This window comes from Helicobacter japonicus (genome assembly GCF_000762845.2).
GTDB classification, from domain to species: Bacteria; Campylobacterota; Campylobacteria; order Campylobacterales; family Helicobacteraceae; genus Helicobacter_C; species Helicobacter_C japonicus.
On sequence record NZ_JRMQ02000009.1, the window covers coordinates 47,265 to 68,659 of the forward strand.

Annotated in this window: 20 protein-coding genes and 1 pseudogene; 15 read left to right on the top strand and 6 right to left on the bottom strand. The window is 36.4% G+C overall.

All coding sequences use genetic code 11. The features are described from left to right. Nucleotides 1-10: 10 nt before the first annotated feature. From LS65_RS06910 to LS65_RS06945, 8 genes and pseudogenes are all read left to right on the top strand, one after another. A complete protein-coding gene (locus tag LS65_RS06910) occupies nt 11-946 on the top strand; it encodes a D-2-hydroxyacid dehydrogenase (protein ID WP_034361117.1) in 936 nt (311 codons plus the stop codon). Between the two features lie 228 nt (nt 947-1,174). Then, nucleotides 1,175-1,666, top strand: coding sequence for a PAS domain-containing protein (locus tag LS65_RS06915; RefSeq protein ID WP_034361119.1), 492 nt, complete (start codon nt 1,175-1,177; stop codon nt 1,664-1,666). 639 nt (nt 1,667-2,305) lie between these two features. Continuing rightward, a pseudogene (locus LS65_RS10470) lies at nt 2,306-2,468 on the top strand (methyl-accepting chemotaxis protein); the annotation flags it as partial. Between the two features lie 100 nt (nt 2,469-2,568). Next, complete coding sequence (locus LS65_RS06925; RefSeq protein ID WP_084707938.1) at nt 2,569-3,051, top strand: hypothetical protein; 483 nt, start codon at nt 2,569-2,571, stop codon at nt 3,049-3,051. Nucleotides 3,052-3,207: 156 nt separating this feature from the next. Further along, nucleotides 3,208-3,642, top strand: a complete 435-nt coding sequence (locus LS65_RS06930) for a YqaA family protein (protein ID WP_034362469.1) — start codon at nt 3,208-3,210, stop codon at nt 3,640-3,642. 130 nt (nt 3,643-3,772) lie between these two features. Beyond that, the gene (gene luxS / locus LS65_RS06935) at nt 3,773-4,270 is read left to right on the top strand and encodes an S-ribosylhomocysteine lyase (protein WP_034362467.1); all 498 of its coding nucleotides are present in this window, start codon (nt 3,773-3,775) and stop codon (nt 4,268-4,270) included. 217 nt (nt 4,271-4,487) lie between these two features. Then, on the top strand, nt 4,488-5,651 hold the full coding sequence (locus LS65_RS06940) for an efflux RND transporter periplasmic adaptor subunit (RefSeq protein ID WP_052061110.1): 1,164 nt from the start codon (nt 4,488-4,490) through the stop codon (nt 5,649-5,651). Between the two features lie 28 nt (nt 5,652-5,679). Next, complete coding sequence (locus tag LS65_RS06945; protein ID WP_034362466.1) at nt 5,680-8,811, top strand: efflux RND transporter permease subunit; 3,132 nt, start codon at nt 5,680-5,682, stop codon at nt 8,809-8,811. Between the two features lie 18 nt (nt 8,812-8,829). Here LS65_RS06945 and LS65_RS06950 read toward each other — a convergent pair whose 3' ends face one another. Beyond that, nucleotides 8,830-9,780: a hypothetical protein gene (locus LS65_RS06950; protein ID WP_034362465.1), complete on the bottom strand. Its 951-nt coding sequence runs from the start codon at nt 9,778-9,780 to the stop codon at nt 8,830-8,832. 263 nt (nt 9,781-10,043) lie between these two features. Between LS65_RS06950 and LS65_RS06955 the strand changes: the two genes are divergently transcribed. The 4 genes from LS65_RS06955 (at nt 10,044) to prpD (ending at nt 14,984) form a co-directional block, all read left to right on the top strand. Next, nucleotides 10,044-11,390: a butyryl-CoA:acetate CoA-transferase gene (locus LS65_RS06955; protein ID WP_034362462.1), complete on the top strand. Its 1,347-nt coding sequence runs from the start codon at nt 10,044-10,046 to the stop codon at nt 11,388-11,390. A 61-nt stretch (nt 11,391-11,451) separates the two neighbouring features. Next, nucleotides 11,452-12,333 (top strand): methylisocitrate lyase, encoded by an 882-nt coding sequence (prpB, locus tag LS65_RS06960; protein WP_034362459.1) that lies wholly within the window; start codon nt 11,452-11,454, stop codon nt 12,331-12,333. Nucleotides 12,334-12,344: 11 nt separating this feature from the next. Further along, entirely contained in the window at nt 12,345-13,493 is a 1,149-nt protein-coding gene (gene prpC / locus LS65_RS06965) for a bifunctional 2-methylcitrate synthase/citrate synthase (RefSeq protein WP_034362457.1), read from the top strand. 33 nt (nt 13,494-13,526) lie between these two features. Then, on the top strand, nt 13,527-14,984 hold the full coding sequence (prpD, locus tag LS65_RS06970) for a 2-methylcitrate dehydratase (protein ID WP_034362455.1): 1,458 nt from the start codon (nt 13,527-13,529) through the stop codon (nt 14,982-14,984). Nucleotides 14,985-15,115: 131 nt separating this feature from the next. On the opposite strand, the gene LS65_RS10385 is transcribed toward prpD, so the two are convergent. The 4 genes from LS65_RS10385 to galE form a co-directional block, all read right to left on the bottom strand. Then, a complete protein-coding gene (locus LS65_RS10385; protein ID WP_268903708.1) occupies nt 15,116-15,238 on the bottom strand; it encodes a hypothetical protein in 123 nt (40 codons plus the stop codon). 325 nt (nt 15,239-15,563) lie between these two features. Further along, nucleotides 15,564-15,755 (bottom strand): hypothetical protein, encoded by a 192-nt coding sequence (locus tag LS65_RS09940; RefSeq protein ID WP_138129808.1) that lies wholly within the window; start codon nt 15,753-15,755, stop codon nt 15,564-15,566. 19 nt (nt 15,756-15,774) lie between these two features. Beyond that, nucleotides 15,775-16,401, bottom strand: coding sequence for a hypothetical protein (locus tag LS65_RS10210; protein ID WP_236096671.1), 627 nt, complete (start codon nt 16,399-16,401; stop codon nt 15,775-15,777). A gap of 11 nt (nt 16,402-16,412) precedes the next feature. After that, nucleotides 16,413-17,450, bottom strand: a complete 1,038-nt coding sequence (gene galE / locus LS65_RS06985; RefSeq protein WP_034360494.1) for a UDP-glucose 4-epimerase GalE — start codon at nt 17,448-17,450, stop codon at nt 16,413-16,415. A gap of 162 nt (nt 17,451-17,612) precedes the next feature. Between galE and LS65_RS06990 the strand changes: the two genes are divergently transcribed. The 3 genes from LS65_RS06990 to LS65_RS07000 all read left to right on the top strand — a co-directional run bounded on the left by LS65_RS06990 (nt 17,613) and on the right by LS65_RS07000 (nt 19,028). Then, on the top strand, nt 17,613-18,089 hold the full coding sequence (locus tag LS65_RS06990; RefSeq protein WP_034360492.1) for a tRNA (cytidine(34)-2'-O)-methyltransferase: 477 nt from the start codon (nt 17,613-17,615) through the stop codon (nt 18,087-18,089). Nucleotides 18,090-18,178: 89 nt separating this feature from the next. Beyond that, nucleotides 18,179-18,436, top strand: coding sequence for a hypothetical protein (locus tag LS65_RS06995; RefSeq protein WP_052060961.1), 258 nt, complete (start codon nt 18,179-18,181; stop codon nt 18,434-18,436). Continuing rightward, on the top strand, nt 18,384-19,028 hold the full coding sequence (locus LS65_RS07000) for an FkbM family methyltransferase (RefSeq protein WP_236096672.1): 645 nt from the start codon (nt 18,384-18,386) through the stop codon (nt 19,026-19,028). The genes LS65_RS06995 and LS65_RS07000 overlap by 53 nt, the downstream gene beginning before the upstream one ends. A gap of 128 nt (nt 19,029-19,156) precedes the next feature. Here the strand turns inward: LS65_RS07000 and LS65_RS07005 are convergent, their stop codons facing one another. Beyond that, entirely contained in the window at nt 19,157-21,394 is a 2,238-nt protein-coding gene (locus LS65_RS07005) for a flagellar hook-basal body complex protein (protein WP_034360489.1), read from the bottom strand. Nucleotide 21,395 lies beyond the last annotated feature (1 nt).

Sequence of the window (21,395 nt, forward strand, 5' to 3'; positions counted from 1 at the left end):
AGGATTCAAGATGGATATAGTTATCCTTGATGCGGATACTTTGGGTGAGTGTGATTTAAGTGCAATTAATGCGTTGGGCAATGTAGTGAGTTATGGATTTAGTGCGCCAAGTGAGGTAGTGTCTCGTTGTGCTGATGCGGAGATTATTCTTACAAATAAGGTTGTGCTTGATGAGGCTATTTTGGCACAATTACCTAATGTAAAACTTATTTGTATTACCGCTACAGGTATGAATAATGTTGATTTGGATTATGCGGCAAAAAGAGGCATTGAGGTAAAAAATGTCGCAGGATATTCTACAGATTCTGTCGCACAGCATACATTAAGTATTGTATTACACCTTTTATCAAGACTTAGTTATTATGATGAATATTGTAAAAGTGGTGATTGGTGTAAAAGCAAGATTTTTGTGCATATTAATGGTGGATTGAGAGAAATTAAGAATCTACAATGGGGCATTATTGGTTTTGGGAGTATAGGACAGAGGGTAGCAGGACTTGCTCAAAGTTTTGGTGCAGAGGTAAGCTATTATTCAACAAGTGGGAAAAATACACAAAGTGGTTATACGCGTAAGGATTTAGAATCTCTGCTTTCAAGTAGTGATATTGTCTCTATTCACGCGCCACTTAATCCACAAACAAAAAATCTTTTAAATCGCACGAATTTGGGGCTTATGAAAGATGGAGCATTACTTATTAATGTAGGGCGTGGTGGGATTGTTAATGAAGAAGATATTGCTGAAATTTTAAAAACTAAGGATTTATATTTTGGGGCAGATGTATTAGAAAATGAGCCTATGAAAGCAAATCACCCATTTTTGGATAAATCCATTGCACATAAATTGCTTCTCACTCCTCACGTTGCGTGGGCGTATGATAAAGCAAGAGAGAGGTTAATTGCACTTACTGCACAAAATATCCAAAACTTTATTGATAAAAGTAAGTAATAAATCTCACGCATTGCTTCATAATGTTACAAAGTCTTGATGTGGCGTTGGTAGGCTAAAACTTACTATTTGAGATTGTTTGAGTATAAAATTATAGAGCATTCAAGCTGATTTATTCAATATTTGTTGAATATTTAATAAAGGTTTAGCTTTTTTCAATTAATATTAAATATCTTTAAATATTAATTATTAATTTGAAAGAGAGGTTTTAAAAAGGAGGAGTTTTCAATGAGTGAGGAGAAAATTGTTAGCGGTTTTTTAGTATCAAAAACTGACCCAAAAGGCAAAATAACTTATTGTAATCAAGCATTTATTGATATTTCTGGTTTCACCGAGCAAGAGCTTTTGGGCAAACCTCATAATATTGTGCGGCACACTGATATGCCACGAAGTATTTTTGCATATTTGTGGAAAAAAATCCAAAGCAAAGAAGAAGTCAATGTTTATGTTAAAAACCTCTCTAAAGATGGGAGTTATTATTGGGTGTTTGCCAATGTTACACCATCTTTTGATATGAATGATAATATTATCGGATACTATTCTGTGCGAAGAAAACCAAATGCTAAAGGAGTAAAAATTGCCACTGAACTTTATGCTAAAATTAGAGAAGCGGAAAAAAATGGCGGTATAGAATCTGGTTTGGCATTTTTTCACAAATATTTTCAAGAATTAGGCGAAAGCTATGAGAATTTCATTTTGCATACACAAGTAGAGCAATAAAGGAGGTGGGAAATGATTATTGCGATTTTAGGCGTTTTATGTATTCTTTTAATTGGATATATTCTTTATCTCACAGCAAAAATGAAGCAAGACAAGCAAGCAGTGAAGAAAGTTAGATATTTAATCGATGAAGTGCTAAAGGGTAATTTTGAGCCAAGAATAACAAATATTGGTAATACTGAAGTTTGTTATATTGCGCGAGGTTTGAATGAATTGCTCAACAATTTGGAAACTTTCATTCGAGAAAATAATATTGTGATTCGTAAATCTTCGGAAACTAGGGAGTTTAGACCATTTTTGACCGATGGGATATTGCCAAATTTACAAGTAGTGGGCACATATGTTAATAATAATGTAAATGCTATTAAAGAGGTGGCAAAAATGAGTGCAAAGAGGGAGCTTAATTTTGCCCTAAAAAATATCAACAAGAATCCTCAACAACAAAAAATTATACAAAATGATTTTCATAAAATTTTAGTAACGCTCAATGATGTTTTGCAAAAAGTGTCATTAATGGCAACCTATTCTCAAGAGAATTGTGCCAAGATTCTCGATTCTATGCATATACTTGAGCAAGCACGAGAGATTGTTGCGGTTAATAATGAGTCGGTGAGTGGATTGAGCGAACGTTCTGGAGAGATTAATTCAATTATCAATATGATTAATGATATTGCTGACCAAACAAATCTTTTAGCATTAAATGCAGCTATTGAAGCAGCAAGAGCTGGAGAACACGGAAGAGGATTTGCTGTTGTTGCAGATGAGGTAAGGAAGCTTGCTGAAAAAACACAGCATTCTACAAAAGATATTTGGACACAAATTAATCTCTTCCAACAGGCTACGAGCGAAATTTATGAAAACTCTCAAAAATGCTTGAACAGATGAATAATTTTGGCACTATAATGGATAGTTTCGAATCAGTTTTTAAAGAAATTAATACTTCTTCTTCTGAAATAAAAGACTATATGACTGCTGTCAATGTGCGCTTAAATGGTGATATTATAAAGACAGATTATCTTATTTTTAAGAATGATGTGTATGATGATGTCCTCAAAGAAGCACACAATGAAAATCTTACAGACAAGGTTGAATCGGTTTTTGATAATTGGCTACAGAAACGTGGCAATGTGCATTATGCTGGGACAAAGACATTAGAAAAGATTGTTAATGCTCATAAAAGTATTGTAGAATCTGCCAAAAATGGTCTAAACGATGCGCTTTCTTGTAATGAGAATATGTGTCATCCAAAAGTCATTGAATCATTTAAAACAATGGAAGAAACAACTGATACTCTTTTTAGGGAATTTGAAAAACTTGTCGATGTGTGGAAAGAAAAAAGCAATCTACAAGAGCAGAGTGAGGAGTATAAAGAGCATAGTGCTTAAGCCCTTGAAAACTTGTAAAATTCTATGCAGATTTTATTGTGTAAGGTTTTGTGGATTTATTCATAGAAGTTTGATATAAAGCCTTCAAACTTTGGAGAGCCATTGTGTAAATGTGTAGGGCTTATGGGAATCTAGGGATATACATAAAATATAGCAATGCTTGAATATTATGAATATGGGTTACTCGGACTTTTTGTGATTTGCTTTATAGCAAGCACACTTTATCCACTTGGTTCTGAGGCTTTTGTGATAGGATTTGTAGGCTTTGGGTTTGAGCCTTTGGCTGTGTGGATTGTTGCGAGTGCAGGAAATATCTTAGGAAGCCTAAGCACTTATTATCTTGCCTATTATGGTGGATACGCGTTTATAGAGCGATTTTTAAGAAAAACAAAAAATAAAATCAATGCCCTTGCACCAAAAATCAAGCGATTTGGTTTTATCTATGCATTTTTTGTTTTTGCTCCATTTGTGGGCGATATTTTTGCTTTAGCACTTGGTATTGTTCGTTACAATCAAATGCTTAGTATTGTAGGTATTGCACTTGGTAAAATGCTGCGATATGCTTTGATTCTCGTGCCATTTATGGAGTGAAGTGTAGAAACTTAGAGTATGTTTTGTATTTACATTTGACAAAAACTAGGTTTAAACTTGTATAATGCTATGCGAAAAAGTGAATAGTTTAAAAAGCAAAGATTCACAAAAATTATATTAAGGAGTTTTTATGCCATTACTTGATAGCTTTAAGGTTGATCATACAAAAATGCCAGCCCCTGCAGTGCGTCTTGCAAAGACTATGCAAACACCAAAAGGTGATGTGATTAGTGTGTTTGATTTGCGTTTTTCTCGCCCAAATTGTGAGATTCTAAGCGAGAAAGGTATTCATACAATGGAACACTTGATTGCAGGCTTTATGCGAGAGCATTTAAATAATACGCGTGTGGAGATTATTGATATTTCGCCAATGGGTTGTCGCACAGGATTCTATATGAGTGTGATAGGTGCGCCAAATGAATATGATGTAAAAGAGGCGTGGGAAGCGAGTATGCGCGATGTGTTAAGAATCCGTGATGAGAAAGCGATTCCCGAGCTTAATATTTATCAATGTGGCACTGCTAAGATGCACTCTCTCAAAGAGGCACAAGATATTGCACAAGCAGTGTTAGATAAGGGTGTAGGTGTAATGAATACACAAGAATTGCTTTTAAAAGATTTTGCGTAATTTTTAATGACAAGAATATTAAGGAATATTCTTAAAATATTTAGAGTGTAAATTATTACATATATTTTTGAATCTCCTCATATTAGGTTTGTTTAAAATGCTGATAGGAGATTTTACTTTTATATTTCATTTTAATTTCACAAACAAGGTTTATTATTGCATATTGCAAAAAAAAAACGATACAACTATCCAATATTTACAAAAGAAAGGAATTTTAATGCATTTTTGTAAAAATGTCATTTTTGGAAGCGTAGTTTTTAGCCTTATGTTAAGCTTTGTAGCTTGTTCAGATTCTGAAACACAGGGCAAAGAAAAATCAAGTCTTAAGGTAGAAACTTTAAAAATTGCGCATCAAAATGTAAGCTTAAGTTTTGAATATGCCGCGCGCTTAAAAAGTATTCAGAGTGTAGGCGTATATGCACGAGTGCAAGGTGTGTTGCTTTCAAAAAATTTTAAAGAAGGTGATATTGTTCAAGAGGGACAACTCCTTTTTAAGATTGACCCTGCTCGTTATGTTGCAAAAGTTAAACAAGCTAAAGCGCAACGACAATCAGCAGAAGCAAATTTTATTAAAGCAAATCGTGATTGGCAACGTGTAGAAAAACTCTATAAGCAAGGTGTTTATACAATTGACCAATATGATACTTCGCGTTCAAATTTTCTCTCTGCTCAAGCAAATGTCGCAAGTACTCAAGCTGTGCTTGATGATGTCCAAATTGATTTGGGTTATACTGATGTAGTGGCGACTATTAGCGGTAGAATTGGTATGCGAAGTTATGATGTAGGGAATCTTGTGGGTGCAAATGGACAAGAAGTGCTTACAACTATTACGCAACTAAGCCCTATTTATGCAGAATTTTCTATCCCAAATACGGATTATTATTTTATGCGTGATTTAGAAAATAGTCGTATTCAAGTGGAGTATATTTTAGGCAATGGAAAGGCGTATGAGAAGCTTGGCAAACTTGATTTTGTTGATAGTGTGCTTGACCCTCAAACTGCCACTATCAAGGCGCGTTCCATTGTGGATAATGAGGAATATAAGCTTTTACCCAATGAGTTTGTGCGTGTGCGATTAAAGGGTTTTGAAGCTCAAAATGCAATCGCTATACCGCAAAGTGCGCTTTTGCAAGATTCACAAGGAAGCTATGTATATATTGTTAAAGATGGCAAGGCAAAAATTGTGCGTGTAACACTCGGACAGAATCTGCGCAATAATCAAGTGCTTATCGTGAGTGGATTATCAAATGGCGATGAACTCGTGCTTAATCAACTCTCAAAAGTTAGAGAGGGGCTGCCACTTAGCCCTATTACTCCCAACTCTAAAGAAGAAGCACAAAAGGCAGATTCTAAACAAAACACGCAAATACAATCAAAATAAAAGCAAGAGCAAAATTAAGGAGAGTTATATGTCAAGATTCTGTATTAATCGTCCTATTTTTGCAATGGTTATTTCAATCATCATTACGCTCGTTGGTTGTATTTGTATTTTTATTTTGCCTGTGGAGGAGTATCCACAAGTTGTGCCAAATGAAATTATGGTGCAGACAACTTATAGTGGAGCTAGTGCTGAAGTCGTGGCAGATACAGTAGCAAGTATTTTAGAAGATAGTATTAATGGTGTTGAGGGAATGCTTTATATGAAATCTTCTTCAACTTCAAGTGGTTCATTAAATTTGAGCGTATTTTTTGCAAATGATGCAAATGCAGATATGGCATTAGTCAATGTCAATAATCGTGTTCAGAGTGCGCTAAGACAGCTACCTATGGAAGTTCAAAGAGTAGGAGTAAATGTAAGAAAACGTTCTTCTACTCTTTTGCAAGTGTATGCAATATATTCGGATAATCCCGCACACGATATTACTTATGTGGCAAATTATGCTATCTTAAATATTGTCAATGAGCTTAAACGCGTTCCGGGTGTGGGTGATATTAATGTATTTGGCTCACGAGATTATTCAATGAGAATCTGGCTTGATATTGATAAACTTTCACAAAATAATCTTACGCCCTCTGAAGTAGCAAAGGTTATTTCGGAGCAAAATGCACAATTTGCGATAGGTTCCTTTGGTAAAGAGCCTGTGCGAAGTGAGATAGCCTTTACTTATTCTGTAACGACACAGGGACGATTTGTGAGTGCAGAAGAATTTGGTAATATTATTGTGCGCTCAAATGCTGATGGTTCGGCTTTAAGACTTAGAGATGTCGCACACATTGAGCTTGGCGCAAAAGATTATAGTGTCAGTCCATTATTTGATGGGAAAAATGCTCAAGCTTTTGGTATTGCTTTGCAACCGGGTGCTAATGCACTCGATGTTGCCGATAGGGTGGAGGCAAAAATCAAGGAATTATCTAAAAATTTTCCTAGTGGGATTCAATACAGAATTGCAAATGACAATACAAAATTTGTGAGAATCTCGATTGGGGAAGTGAAGAAAACTTTTATTGAAGCGATTGTGCTTGTTGTGATTATTATGTATTTTTTCTTACAGAATCTTCGCGCTACAATTATCCCTGTAATTGCTATTCCTGTGTCGATTATCGGCACATTTGCAGGTATGTATATACTTGGGTTCTCAATTAATCTCCTTACGCTTTTTGGGCTTATTTTGGCTATTGGGATTGTTGTTGATGATGCGATTATTGTGATAGAAAATGTAGAGAGAATCTTGCATACCCAAACAAAAGAAAATGGTGAAAAATATTCTGTTAAAGAAGCCACGTTTAAAGCTATGGGTGAGATTCAAGGACCAGTAGTAGCTATCGTGCTTGTGCTTTGTTCGGTGTTTATTCCTGTGGCATTTATTGGTGGATTTAGTGGAGCAATTTATCAGCAGTTTGCTATTACCATTGTCATTTCTGTGGTGATTTCTGGTTTTGTTGCGCTTACTCTTACTCCTGCGCTCTGTGTGTCAATTCTTAAGGCAAAAGAACCTAAGCCATTTTATCTTGTTAAAAGATTCAATGATTTCTTTGATTGGCTTACTCATAAATTTGGCGAACAAATTGGCAAGGCTTTGAAGAGAAGTTTAGCCCTTTTGGCGTGTTTTGTGGGTATTTTAGTAGTAACTTGGGGATTGCTTGTCAAATTGCCTACAGGACTTGTGCCTAGTGAAGACAAGGGAGTGGTGATAAGCTTTATTCAGCTACCACCAGCAGCTTCTTTGTCTCGCACAATAGAGGAAGGTAAAAAGGCTTTAGCGTTTTTAGAAAAAGAAGAGGGTGTGGAGTTGAATTTTCTTATCGCAGGATTTGATATGCTTGCAAGTGCGGCACGCTCTTCTGGTGCGGTAATTTTTACTACGCTCAAAAATTGGAATGAGCGTAAGGAGAGTGCATTTGAAATAGCGCAAAAAATGATGGGTATTTTCAATGCAAATCTTGATGCTTTTGTTTTAACAACAACACCACCAGCAATTATGGGGTTATCCACAGTTGGGGGTTTTGAATTTTATATCCAAGATAGGGGTGGTAGAGGTGTTAAGGAATTAGAAAAATATGCAAATCTTTTTGCAGCAGAAGCAAATAAAAGAGAAGAGCTCACAGGTGTAAGAAGTCTTTTTAGTGCAAATATCCCACAATATCATTTAAGTCTTGATAGAGAGCGTGCAAAGGCTATGAATGTCAATATTGATGATGTTTTTACGACCTTACAAAGCACACTTGGGCAGTATTATGTTAATGATTTTAATCTCTATGGCAAAACCTATCAGGTAAATATTCAGGCTCAAAGTGAGTTTAGAGAATCTCCAGAAGATTTAAGTCGGATTTTTGTTAAATCTGGCAATGGCGATTTAATCCCTATTAGTGCGCTTGTGCATTTTGAACGCGTTATAGGTGCAGATATTGTCGATAGGTTTAATCTCTTCACAAGTGCAAAAATTATCGGTAATCCTGATGAAAGTAAAGGTTATTCAAGTGGTGTAGCCCTCAAAGTTATCGAAGAACTAGCTCAAGAAATCTTGCCTGAAGGTTATACTATTGCTTATTCAGGCACAAGTTATCAAGAAAAAAATGCAAGTGGCACAGGCAAGATTGCATTTATATTTGGGCTTATCTTTGTATTTTTGATACTTTGTGCGCAATATGAGCGATGGCTTATGCCACTTTCTGTATTAAGTGCTGTGCCCTTTGCAGTTTTTGGTGCAACTGCAGCAACAGCATTGCGTGGGCTAAGCAATGATATATATTTTCAAGTAGGATTAGTGATGCTTATTGCACTATCGGCAAAAAATGCTATTTTGATTGTGGAGTTTGCTCAACATTTACACGAAAAAGAGGGAAAAAGCATTATGGAATCTGCCATAGGTGCAGCGAAACTTAGATTCCGACCAATTATTATGACCTCTCTTGCCTTTAGCATAGGTGTTTTACCCTTAGCTTTAAGCACAGGAGCAGGAAGTGCAAGTAGGCACGCTATTGGCACAGGTGTTATTGGTGGTATGATGGCAGCTACATTCATTGCGATATTTTTTATTCCACTCTTTTGGAGTTATATTGCACGATTAGATCAATGGCTTAAATCAAAGTTTAGTGTATGATATTGCTTTAAGTAAAAATTATATTTGAAACAAATGATGTAAATCTGTAGCAATACTACTCATAAAAAGTGAAGCATATGGTGTATCTTGTGCTATATGTGTGCAAAAGTGAGAAATATCATTTTGTGAGGCAAGGCATTTTGCACACATTTTTAGAATCTGTGGTGCGTAATCTTTAGGGATATGTTTTGGTGCGTGTGAGGGTGAAGTGAAATGCTTGTGGATTCTATGCACTAGAGTTTTGTTTGTAATTTCTACAATCATTGAATCTATAGGAAGTTTAAAAAACATAAGTTCTTCTTGCGGAATAAGAGAAAGATAAGTTGTATCTACACCAAAAACTTTTGTGCTATATGAATCAAAAAGATAGAGGCTTTTATTATAATTATCTTCAAAACTCTCAATCATAAGGTCAAGCACGGCTAGTCGCTCTTTAATGCTGTAAATATTTCCTATAGGCGAGAAAGCAAAACGCAATAAAGATTCTATGCTATACCATTCTATGCTTTCAAATCCGTGTTCAAGCATTAATTCGTAGCGCATTTTACGCAAATGTGTTGCGTGTGGAGAATGTCCAAATTTGTAGGGAAAAGTAACAATTTTATCACGATACGCAGGTGAAGGAAAACGAGGATGAATAACAAATCTCCGTTTGGATTCTTTACTTAAAATATACTCTAATCCTCCTTCATAGCCTTTGTCAATGATTCTTATTTCACTTTTTGGAATCTGTGTAAGTAGAGTAAAAAACTCTTCATCATCGCATTCTTTATCCCAAATACGTTCTGAATAACGAAAAGATTGTGTAATGCGCTCAAGCACATCTTGTGAGGGTTCTTTCATTACACTTTTATCAATCCACGAGGTAAGTGTGCGTCTATCCTTGCCAATAATCTGCGCAAACCTCGATACACTTAGATTTGAGCGTTCATAAATAATTAATAATCTATCAAGAATACTAAGTGCCATAATGCTTCCTTGCCTAAAATATTTTTGACTTTTAGATTCCCTGTAAAACTTATGTTAATGAATTTCAGAAATAAAATACTTAAGAATGTATATTTTTTGTGCATAAATATGTATTTATGTGTAAAAATTGAAACAAAATATCAAAACTTGTGCAAAACAAAAAATGATATTCAATGTAGAATATTTCATTCTTAAAATAAGCAGTGTGTTTTAATGCTTAAGCATTGCTAGGGTTTGAGAAAATTTACACGAAAGGGTTATAAATGGATATATATCAACTTTATAAGCAAAAATTGATAAGTGCGGACAATGCGGTCAAGGTGATTAAATCTGGTGATTGGGTAGATTATGGTTGGGCTGTTACTGCACCTGTGGCACTTGATATAGCCCTAAGTAAGCGCATACAAGAATTAAATGATATAAAGCTTCGTGGGGGTATTTTGGTGCAAATCCCTGAAGTATTTAAAGTCGATACGCAAGGTAAGCACGCTTCTTGGCACACTTGGCACGCAAGTGGTATAGGGCGGAAGATAATTGACCAAGGCTTAGGATTCTATATGCCTATGCGTTATTCTGAATTACCTCGATATTATAAAGAAACAAAAGCTAAGCCAAATGTGGCAATGTTGCAAGTTGCACCTATGGATAAGCACGGCTACTTTAATTTTGGTCCAAGTGCTTCTCATTTAGCAGCTTGCGTGGAAGTAGCAGATATTGTGATTGTGGAAGTTAATGAAAATATGCCTCGTTGTTTGGGTGGATTTGGCACAGATGTGCATATTTCTCAAGTGGATATGGTTGTTCAAGGGGATAATCAACCTTTAGTCGAAGTTGCTTCAGCAGAGGCTTCGGAAGTAGATAAGGCAGTGGCAAAGCTTATAGTAGATGAGATTAGTGATGGTGCGTGCATACAGCTTGGCATTGGTGGTATGCCTAATACCGTTGGCACTTTCATTGCCCAGTCTGATTTGAAAGATTTGGGTGTGCATACAGAAGTTTATGTCGATGCATTTGTGGAAATGAGTGAAGCAGGTAAGATTAGCGGCAGAAAAAAGAGTATCAATAAAGGGCGACAAACCTATTCTTTTGCTATGGGAAGTAAAAAGCTCTATGATTTTTTGCACAATAACCCCGAATGTATGAGTGCGCCAGTGGATTATACAAATGATATTCGCACAATTGCTGCACTTGATAATTTTATCTCTATTAATAATGCTGTGGATGTAGATCTTTTTGGGCAGGTTAATTCAGAATCTTCAGGCACGAGGCATATTAGCGGTGCAGGTGGGCAACTTGATTTTGTGCTTGGAGCATATTTAGCAAAAAATGGTAAGAGTTTCATTTGTTGCTCTTCAACTATGAAGGCAAAAGATGGCACATTAAAGAGCAGAATCTTGCCTACTTTACACGAGGGAAGTATTATTACTGCCACAAGGGCAAATGTGCATTATCTTGTAACAGAATATGGCAAGGTTAATCTCAAAGGATTAAGCACTTGGGAGAAGTGTGAAGCGATTATTTCTTTGGCACACCCAGATTTTCGAGAATCTCTTATTGCAAAAGCAGAAGAGATGAAAATTTGGCGCGCAAGTAATAAAATTCGCCCTTAAATCACCATAAAAGGAGGCAATGAGATTTTTTAACATTATTCAAATCATATAAAGGAGAAGAATGAAAACACAAGGAACAAAACTAAGAGAAGCAGTAGAACAATATAAGCCTTTGCAGATTCTAGGCGTTATTAACGCATATAGTGCAATTCAAGCACAAAAATGTGGTGCAAAGGCATTGTATTTAAGTGGTGGCGCATTGGCAGCGATGAGCTTAGGAGTGCCTGATTTAGGTATTAGCTCACTTGAAGATGTATGTGTAGATGTGAGAAGAATCACAGCGGCAAGTGATTTACCATTGCTTGTTGATGCAGATACAGGCTGGGGTGGAGCATTTAATATTGCTAGGACAATAAGGGAGCTCACACGAAGTGGTGCAGCAGGTTGTCATATAGAAGACCAAGTCGCACAAAAAAGATGCGGACATCGTCCAAATAAAGAGCTTGTAAGCCCACAAGAAATGAGTGATAGAGTAAAAGCAGCAGTAGATGCGAGGCTAGATTCTAGCTTTGTCGTAATGGCGCGCACAGATGCACACGCAAGCGAAGGGCAACAAGCAGCACTTGATAGAGCAGCTTTGTATGTAGAATCTGGTGCAGATATGATATTTGCTGAAGCAATCCACACACTTGAAGAATATAAACAATTCACAAGTCATATCAAAGTGCCGGTTTTGGCAAACATCACAGAGTTTGGCAAAACGCCTTATTTTACGCGTGATGAGCTAGGAAGTGTTGGAATTTCTATGGTGCTTTATCCGCTTTCAGCAGCTAGGGCAATGTGTAAGGCAGCACTGGGCGTGTTTGAGGATATTATCCAAAATGGCTCACAAAAAAATAGTATTGAATCTATGCAAACACGAGCAGATTTATACGAGACTTTGGGTTATCACGAGTATGAGCAAAAGCTTGATAAACTTTTTAGTCAAAATAAATCCAAATAAAAGGAGAAGTTATGGGAGAAGCTATTAAAAATACAAAGGTAGGAGGACTTGCAGGAGTAAGTGCTGGGCAGTCTGCTATTTGCACCGTTGGCACAGGACACGGGCTCAATTATAGAGGATATGATATTTATGATTTAGCGCGTGAGTGTGAGTTTGAGGAAGTGGCTTATTTACTTTTAAGAGAAAAGCTCCCAAACAAAGCCGAGTTAGAATCTTTTAAAAAGGAGCTCATTGCGGCTAGGGCTTTGCCTCAATCTCTTAAGGAAACGCTTAAGCTTTTACCAAAAAATGCGCACCCAATGGATATTGTGCGCACAGCGTGTTCTATGCTTGGCTGCCTCGAGCCTGAAGAGTATGATATTGTGAAAATGTCTTTTCCAATGCAGCAAAAAATTGCGACAAGACTTTTGGGTATTTTCCCTTCTGTCTTGACTTATTGGCATCATTATCATACAAGTGGTAAGGAGATTAGCACAGATTCTAAGCAAGATTGCATTGCTGGATATTTTCTTGAAATGCTTCATCAAAAGCCACCCAAAGATTTATGGATAAAGGCAATGAATGTAAGCCTTATCTTATATGCTGAACACGAATTTAATGCAAGCACATTTACCGCGCGTGTGATTACAGCGACTATGTCAGATGTGTATTCAGGAATCACAGGAGCGATTGGCGCACTTAGAGGTCCTTTGCACGGAGGTGCAAATGAAGCAGCAATGGAGCTTATCGCAGAGTATAAAACGCCACAAGAAGCAGAAAAGGGTATTTTAGAGAAACTTGCAAGAAAAGATAAAATTATGGGCTTTGGACATCGTGTATATGTCAAGGCTGACCCACGTAATGTGGTAATAAAAGAATGGAGCAAGAAGCTAAGCGAAGATGTGGGCGATACAAAGGGGCTTTACCCTATTAGTGAGGCGATAGAAAAAGTGATGTGGGATCAAAAAAAGCTTTTCCCAAATCTTGATTTTTATAGCGCGTCTGCTTATCATTTTATGGGAATCCCAACGCCTTACTTCACACCGATTTTTATCTTTTCACGCACTTCAGGGTGGTTAGCACATATTTTTGAGCAAAGGGCAAATAATAAACTTATCCGCCCTAGCTCGGAGTATATAGGACCAGAAAACAAGGCATTTGTGCCAATGCAAAATCGCTAGGCATATCAATAATTTTAATTTAAAGGAGACATAATGAGCCACGATATGGGTATTTTAGAGACAAAAAGACCAGAATTTGATGAGTTGCTAACAAAGATAGCAAAATACGCGCTTGAGTTTGATATTAAATCACCTCTTGCTTATGAAACTGCACGATATTGCCTTATGGATACGATTGGTTGCGGACTTTTAGCACTGAATTTTCCTGCTTGCACGAAGCTTTTGGGACCTGTGGTGGAGGGTGCAGAATTTCGTCCGCTAGGAGCAAAGATTCCAGGCACGAGCTATCAACTTGAGCCAGAGAGAGCAGCATTTAATGTTGGAGCTATGGTAAGGTGGCTTGACTTTAACGACACTTGGCTTGCCGCTGAATGGGGACACCCAAGTGATAATTTGGGTGCGATTTGGGCGGTGGCTGACTATCTAAGCCGCAAAAATATAAGCAAGGGTAAAGAGCCTTTGAAAGTGCGAGATGTGCTAACAGCGATGATTAAAGCACACGAGATTCAAGGTGTTATAGCCCTTGATAATAGTTTTAACAAAGTGGGCTTAGACCACGTGTTACTTGTGAGAATTGCCTCTACTGCAGTGGCTTGTGTAATGCTAGGTGGTAATTTTGAAGAAGTGCGTAATGCTGTAAGCCACGCTTTCATCGATGGTGGAGCTTTAAGGACTTATCGCCACGCTCCAAATACAGGCTCTCGTAAAAGTTGGGCGGCAGGCGATGCAAGCAGTAGAGGTGTGAATCTTGCCCTTAAAGCATTAAGTGGAGAAATGGGCTATCCAAGCGCGTTAAGTGCGAGCTTCTGGGGATTTGAAGATGTAAAAATGAAAGGGCAAAAGCTCACTATCCCACAAGAATTTGGTAGCTATGTAATGGAAAATGTGCTGTTTAAAATCAGCTTCCCTGCGGAATTCCACGCACAAACTGCAGTAGAATGTGCGCTTAAGCTGCATAATGAAGTCAAAGACAAGCTAGATTCTATTGAAAAAATTGTGATTACCACTCAAGAATCTGGACACAGAATCATCAATAAAGTAGGCAAGCTTGATAATCCAGCGGACAGAGACCATTGCATTCAATATATGGTGGCTGTTCCACTTGTATTTGGGCGACTTACAGCCGAAGACTATGAAGACAGCGTAGCGAGCGACCCAAGAATTGACGCATTGCGTGATAAAATGGTAGTAGAAGTTGATGACCGCTATACACGCGAATATTTAGAATCCGATAAACGTTCTATTGCTAATGCAGTGCAGATTTTCTACAAAGATGGAAGCAAGAGTGAAAAAATAGAGGTTGAGTATCCTATCGGGCATAAGAGAAGACGCGATGAGGGAATCCCTGTGCTTGTAGCGAAGTTTAAACGCAATATTGCCTTGAAGCTTAGCCCTAAAAAATGTGCGTTGATTGAAAAACTTTGTAGCGACCAAAAAACTTTAGAATCTACACCATTTAATGAGTTTAGCGATTTGTTTGCACTCTCTTAAAGGGGTGCGTTGCCAAGAGATTCTATAAAAGGAGCGTATATGACTTTACACAAAAAGTTGTTATGATTGCTTGAGGTCAAAGTCATTATTTAGCGGTGATAAATACAAGAAAAGTGGGGATAGTATCCCCATCAAGCTATACAAAACTTGATTGCTCTCCTAATGTTAAGAGTAAGGCTAAAAAGCTTTTTGGAAAAAGCGTGAGGGATATTAGCTTTCATTGGGTGGATATAGATTGTTATGAAGTATGGCATTGAAATTCCTTTATTTAATAAAATAGAATTTTAATGCTATATCAATACAAATTGAAAATAAAATTAATAATATAAAAGAAAATACACAACTCAATCTATTAGGTTTATATCCCAATAAAAAATACATAATACAATAGCAAAATAATACAAATAAAATAATAATTATCGCTGTTGCTGTAAAAGAAGCTGATTTATCTACAATATTCAAAATCCAACCTATTGGATAAAAAAATACAATACTAGACACCACCATTAAACCAAAACATATCAAACAATCTAAAACAAACTTATCCCATTTGAATTTTTCTTGCATAATTCATTCTCTTTACAAAACTAAATCTTGCATTATAGGATAATCTTCATTATGTTTTTTTAATCCACGAGAGTGAGGTAGTATAAGTGCTACTTGTGTGCAAGGTCCTCCACTTATAGGAGGATTAGGACAACCTACAATAGAGCTATAGAGTAAATCAGTTTCTAATATAAAAGGGATATTCTTATCTTTAACTTTTTTCATTTATGCAACTCTTTTGTTGTCAATAAGGGTCTATGATTTTTTCAATAACGATTCTATTGAGTTCATTAACAAGAATTTTCATATAATCCTCAAGTTTATTCAGATTTTCTTGTGTTTCATTGAGTGGAATAATATAATGATACGCAGGAAAGTCATTAAAATACCATAAACAAGACATATCATTAATGCTAAAATGCCAAAGCTGTGTTTCTACTAAATCTATAAAGTCTAATAAAACCACATCATAACCAAATATTGTCCATATAGTCCCACATAAATTAAAAGCATCTTCATAACCAAAATTCCACAACTCAAATTCATAGCGGAATTGTCCTTTATCATTTTCATTATATTCTTTATCATACCAAATAAAATAATCGAGATTCTCACGCTCTGCTACTTCTCTTGATATGGGCAAATTCTCTTTTGATTTTTGAGGTTTATCGCCCATTCGTTGATTATATGGGTTTGTGGCAGTATTTAATATAATCTTATAAATTTCATCATCTTTATAGCCTTTCTTTTGAAGTTTTTGCTGTGTCCATTCAAAAGATTTTATCTTTGTAGGAGTAATAATAATTTCATACGCCTTATTCAAAATATTATCAGAACTTTTTCTTTTAAATAATTTCTTTATAAAGTTCATCGTTTCCCTCCCTATTTCAATGAACACTCCCACTCGTAAGCACTTTTAACAATCACTCTTAAATCATTGTATTTTGGTATCCATTGTGTCAAAGAGAGAATCTTGTCATTTTTTGCGCTAAGTGCGATAGCATCGCCCTCTCTACGAGCGGATTCTATAACTTTAAAATCCACCCCGCTTAAGCTTTTGACAATCTCAATAACTTCTTTTACACTATATCCTTGAGAGTAGCCGACATTAAAGATATTTGATGTATTTGTGTTTTGGAGATAGCGCAAAGATTCAAGGTGAGCGTTTGCTAAATCATCAATATGGATATAATCGCGAATACAAGTGCCATCTTTTGTAGGATAATCTGTGCCAAATATGCTCATAGATTCTCTTTTGCCGCACGCACATTCACAGGCAACTTTGATGAGGTGCGTGGCATTTTTGCTTCTTTGTCCTAAGCCTTTGTGTGCCGATAAAATAGCAGGTGAGTTATCCATATTTGCCCCTGCAACATTAAAATATCGCAATGCTACATATTTAAAGTTTGAGATGGCAAGTGAAGTATCACGCAAAACTCGCTCACTCATCATTTTGGACGCCCCATAGGGATTAATAGGCAAAAGCGGGGCATTTTCATCAATAGGGATAAGTGATATATCAGGTTCTCCATACACTGCTGCAGTGGAGCTAAAGATAAACTTTTGTATGCCAGATTCTATACATAATGAAATGAGTTGCGTAGTGTTAAGGGTATTATTTGTGTAGTATTCAAGCGGCTTTAGGACAGATTCTCCCACAATAAGCGAAGCCGCAAAATGAATCACTGCTTCAAAGTGGTATTGTTTAAAGAGTTGGCACATTTTTGCAATGTCATTAATATTGCTTTGTATAAAGGTTACTCTGTCTTTAAAACATTCCTGCAAATAGGTGATATTTTCTTTGAATCCTGTGCTTAAATCATCAACGATGACAATATGATAGTCTGTATTTTTCAAAAAAGCATAAGCAGTGTGTGAGCCGATATAGCCACTGCCACCTGTAAGTAAAAGATAAGGCATAAGTGCTCCTTTGCTAGAATCTAAAGCACAGATTCTATAATAAGTTTGACTAAATATAACTTATATAGGCAGAGTAAGGGCTAGATTTGCGATAAAATACTAAGTTTATGCGAATGTGAATCTTTAGTGTAAAGACTTTTAAAAAAAGGAGTAAAAGAAGAAATGGCAGTTTTTCATATTGTGCTTGTTGAACCACAGATTCCACAAAATACAGGTAATATCGGGCGGTTGTGTGTAGCTACAGATTCTATTTTACACTTAATACACCCGCTTGGATTTAGCACAACACAAAAGGAGCTTAAACGCGCAGGACTTGATTATTGGCAGTATTTGCAGGTATATGAGTGGGAGAATCTAGCCTCTTTTTGGGCTACTTATACGCCAAATGAGCGACATTTTTTCTTTAGCACAAAGGCACAGCAAATTTATTATGAAGCAGATTTTTCTCAAGGTGGATTTTTATACTTTGGCAGAGAAGATGCGGGATTAAATCAAGATATTTTACAAGTTAATCAAAAGCAAGTGTATAAGCTACCGATGAAAGAGGGTGTGAGAAGTATTAATCTTGCTACAAGTGTGGGAGCAGCTTTGTATGAGGGAGTGCGTCAATCACAGATTCACAAGCAATGGCGTGAGTAAAACAACAGATGTAATTTTAGTTTAAAATGTTGAAATTAAATGTATAATAACTATTTTAGTGTTAAGGCAAAATTAATAAAGGAGGCATTATGCTGACATACTTACCCCCCAAAGTAAAAGAAAAAATCATCAGAAAGCTTTTGTTTTCACTCGGTGTTGGTTCTGGCGGTTTAATAGAATCTAGTGGTGAAGATATGGTTATCAAATTGCTTAAAACATTGCCATATTTTAGCAGTAAAGATAATTTATGTGTATTTGATGTAGGTGCAAATGTAGGCAAATATCTTACATCTTGTGTATCTATTTTGGATAAAATACAACTCACCCCCCCCCCAGCAGAATCTTAAGAATCTTAACTCCACGATAACTCCCATAAGCATACATTGTTTTGAGCCATCACAATTTACTTTCCAAAAGTTATGTGCTACTACAAAATCTCTTAATGCACCACATATTCGTATTATTCTTAATAATTGTGGGCTAAGTGATAAGCAGATGCTAGCGACATTATATTATAATGAATATGCCTCTGGTCTTGCATCTTTGAGTAAGCGGAGATTGGAGCATCATCGTATTAATATGGATAAGAGTGAAGAGGTAGAGATTATGCGACTTGATACATATTGCGCACAGCAAGATATTAGGCATATTCATCTTTTGAAAATTGATGTTGAAGGACACGAGCTTGATGTGCTTAATGGGGGAAAGGAGTTTTTTGAAAAGAAAGCCATTGATATGGTTACTTTTGAATTTGGTGGGTGTAATATTGACACGCGCACTTATTTTCAAGATTTTTGGTATTTTTTTAAAACCTATGATTATAAGATTTATAGAATCTTACCCAATGGCACATTTTTTTATATTGATACATATAATGAAGAGCGTGAGCAGTTTCTCACATCTAATTATTTAGTGCTTTCATCAAATGTAAGTTTATAAATTATTTTTTGAGTTAAAAAATTCTTTTTTTGCAAGACTTGCTTGTTTTGAGGATATTTCATATCGTAAAAAGTTTTTAAGAATCTAAGTAATCTCAACTTCAATATTGAGATTAAAGAAGCAACTTTCTAACGTTTGAGATTAATTGCTTCTTTGAGGAGGTCATCTCCTGTGGTGAAAGCTTTGGCATTCATTGAGTAGCCTCTTTGCATTACAATAAGTTCAGTGAGAGCATTTCCTACATCAACATTGCTTGTTTCAAGGTGTTTGTAAAGCACAGAGCCATACTTAAGATTCAAGCCTTCCCAGCCTAGAATCGGGCGTCCGCTAATCGTATTTGCGTTGCCATTCACAACCATTTCTGTCATTTCAAAAAGATTTCCACCTACTTTTCTAAGCCCTTGGTCATTTACAAAGGAAGCAATGCCTATACGTCCCATAGGTTCATACGCCCCATTATCAAAAGCTAAAAAAATAATTCCATCTTTATCAATACGCACATCGCGCAAATGTCCTTCGGCGCGTCCATCTTGTGATTTACTCATAATGCCAGAATCTCGATAAACAAAGTTTGAACTTGGCACATCATCTGTTCCTGCAATATTGTATGTTACGCTTTTTTCACCAAATGCTAGCTCCACAGGTTGTGCTTGAGGTTTGCCATTGCTATCAAACTCTATATTATGCACAACATATTCCGGGCTTATCATTACTTCGCCGTGTTGGTCAAAAATAGCAGAATGCACCTCCCATTTCTCTCCTGTGGGTGGTGAAGCATAAGGATTATCAGAAGCAGTCATAAAGTAGCGACTTTGTATAAGGAATTTTTTACCACTTTCATCATAGATTTCGACATTGGTTTGGTAGCTTGGTATTTGGATAAATTCACTATGAAAACTATCTCCGCGAATTTCTTGCCAACCTATTTTATCAATTTTAGGGTCGCTTGAGCCACTATCGAGCAATTTGCGATAAAGTTTGCCATCATAACTTACAATATCATCAACTGCATAAGTTGTGCCTTGAGTATAAGCTGGTGGAAGAGAAGTTTCTATATCACCTAGCTCTTCCCATTTGCCCTCATTAATAGGATTGTTTCCGGCTTGTTCTATGCGGCGGTAGATTTTGCCCTCATAAGATACAACATCACCCTCTAAATAAGTGGCATTGTCGCTCCACGCATTCAGTGCGCTTGTATCAAGAATGCGCCAATTTTCTTTATCTACAAAGGGGTCATCACTTTTGCCAAGCTCTCCTGTTCGGATAAAAACTACACCTTTGTATTGCACAATCGTATTTGGCTCATAAGCCTTATTTGTGTTAAAATTTACACCCACACCACTACTAAAATGGTCGTTTTTGCCTTTAAAGCCTAATTTTTCAAACAAACTTCCACCAAGCTCAATGTTAAGCTTTTTGTAGGAATTGTTACGCAACTCTAGGCTTACTTTTTCACCTACTTTATCATCAGCACCTTTGCTCACCACAAGGTCTAAACCCACTTTATCACGGAGTAAATTCTGTAACTCTCTCAAAGTGTGGAACTCTAAAGCTTCTTCGCCACCTTGTCCATATTTAAAAGTCAGCACTTCTTTGCGTCCATCTTTATCAAGTGTGATACGCACTTCATTGTAGCTTGGGGCATTAAGTGGCATATCATCAGTAGCAAAAGCATTGATGTCTGTATTCATAAAACGTTCTTCATCAAAATTGCCATCTTTGGTTTTAAAAAATGCAGTTGCTGACGAGGTATTTTCATTTTTATTGAGATTTGTTCCAATATCAACTTTTGTGGTAAGCACTGGGCGATAGTAAAGATTCTGTGGGACTTGCAAGGGTTTAAGCATACCTGAAGATAAGGCTTCTGTATCTTTTTCCTCACTTTGACTTGAAGTGAAAATATCATTTTCTATTTTACCTAAATCCACTCCATACATATAATATCCACTTGTATTAACAATATACCCTTCACCATCACGCAAAAATGAGCCATCACGTGTAAAATAATTTTTTTGTTTTTTCTCATAGCCATCATCTTTGATTTCAAATGAACCACTTTTTTGCTCACCTACGATAAACCAACCCTTACCTTCATAAGCAACATTAAATTCACCATCACTTGCTTTATAGCTACCACTACGAGTAGAAATGGCATTGCTTGATTTTGTTGCACCATAGTTCATATCATTATTAATAGGAGAATCTGCATTAAGAGAATCCATATTACTAGCAAAAAGGCTTTCAAATTGTGGAATATTCTCTCTGTAACCAATGGTATTGACATTGGCGATATTATTTGCAATAGAATCTAGCCCAAATTGGTGTGTTTTTATACCGCTATATCCATTGACTAAAGTCCCATTCATA

Bases quoted from the DNA above. Each gene is read 5' to 3' on its own strand.
- LS65_RS07005 (WP_034360489.1), bottom strand. From the start codon at position 21,394: ATGAATGGGACTTTAGTCAATGGATATAGCGGTATAAAAACACACCAA.
- luxS (WP_034362467.1), top strand. From the start codon at position 3,773: ATGCCATTACTTGATAGCTTTAAGGTTGATCATACAAAAATGCCAGCC.
- LS65_RS06950 (WP_034362465.1), bottom strand. From the start codon at position 9,780: ATGGCACTTAGTATTCTTGATAGATTATTAATTATTTATGAACGCTCA.
- LS65_RS06915 (WP_034361119.1), top strand. From the start codon at position 1,175: ATGAGTGAGGAGAAAATTGTTAGCGGTTTTTTAGTATCAAAAACTGAC.
- LS65_RS06955 (WP_034362462.1), top strand. From the start codon at position 10,044: ATGGATATATATCAACTTTATAAGCAAAAATTGATAAGTGCGGACAAT.
- LS65_RS10385 (WP_268903708.1), bottom strand. From the start codon at position 15,238: ATGCCATACTTCATAACAATCTATATCCACCCAATGAAAGCTAATATC.
- LS65_RS09940 (WP_138129808.1), bottom strand. From the start codon at position 15,755: ATGAAAAAAGTTAAAGATAAGAATATCCCTTTTATATTAGAAACTGAT.
- LS65_RS06940 (WP_052061110.1), top strand. From the start codon at position 4,488: ATGCATTTTTGTAAAAATGTCATTTTTGGAAGCGTAGTTTTTAGCCTT.
- LS65_RS06930 (WP_034362469.1), top strand. From the start codon at position 3,208: ATGCTTGAATATTATGAATATGGGTTACTCGGACTTTTTGTGATTTGC.
- LS65_RS06910 (WP_034361117.1), top strand. From the start codon at position 11: ATGGATATAGTTATCCTTGATGCGGATACTTTGGGTGAGTGTGATTTA.
- LS65_RS06990 (WP_034360492.1), top strand. From the start codon at position 17,613: ATGGCAGTTTTTCATATTGTGCTTGTTGAACCACAGATTCCACAAAAT.
- LS65_RS06945 (WP_034362466.1), top strand. From the start codon at position 5,680: ATGTCAAGATTCTGTATTAATCGTCCTATTTTTGCAATGGTTATTTCA.
- galE (WP_034360494.1), bottom strand. From the start codon at position 17,450: ATGCCTTATCTTTTACTTACAGGTGGCAGTGGCTATATCGGCTCACAC.
- LS65_RS06925 (WP_084707938.1), top strand. From the start codon at position 2,569: ATGGATAGTTTCGAATCAGTTTTTAAAGAAATTAATACTTCTTCTTCT.
- prpC (WP_034362457.1), top strand. From the start codon at position 12,345: ATGGGAGAAGCTATTAAAAATACAAAGGTAGGAGGACTTGCAGGAGTA.
- LS65_RS10210 (WP_236096671.1), bottom strand. From the start codon at position 16,401: ATGAACTTTATAAAGAAATTATTTAAAAGAAAAAGTTCTGATAATATT.
- prpB (WP_034362459.1), top strand. From the start codon at position 11,452: ATGAAAACACAAGGAACAAAACTAAGAGAAGCAGTAGAACAATATAAG.
- LS65_RS06995 (WP_052060961.1), top strand. From the start codon at position 18,179: ATGCTGACATACTTACCCCCCAAAGTAAAAGAAAAAATCATCAGAAAG.
- prpD (WP_034362455.1), top strand. From the start codon at position 13,527: ATGAGCCACGATATGGGTATTTTAGAGACAAAAAGACCAGAATTTGAT.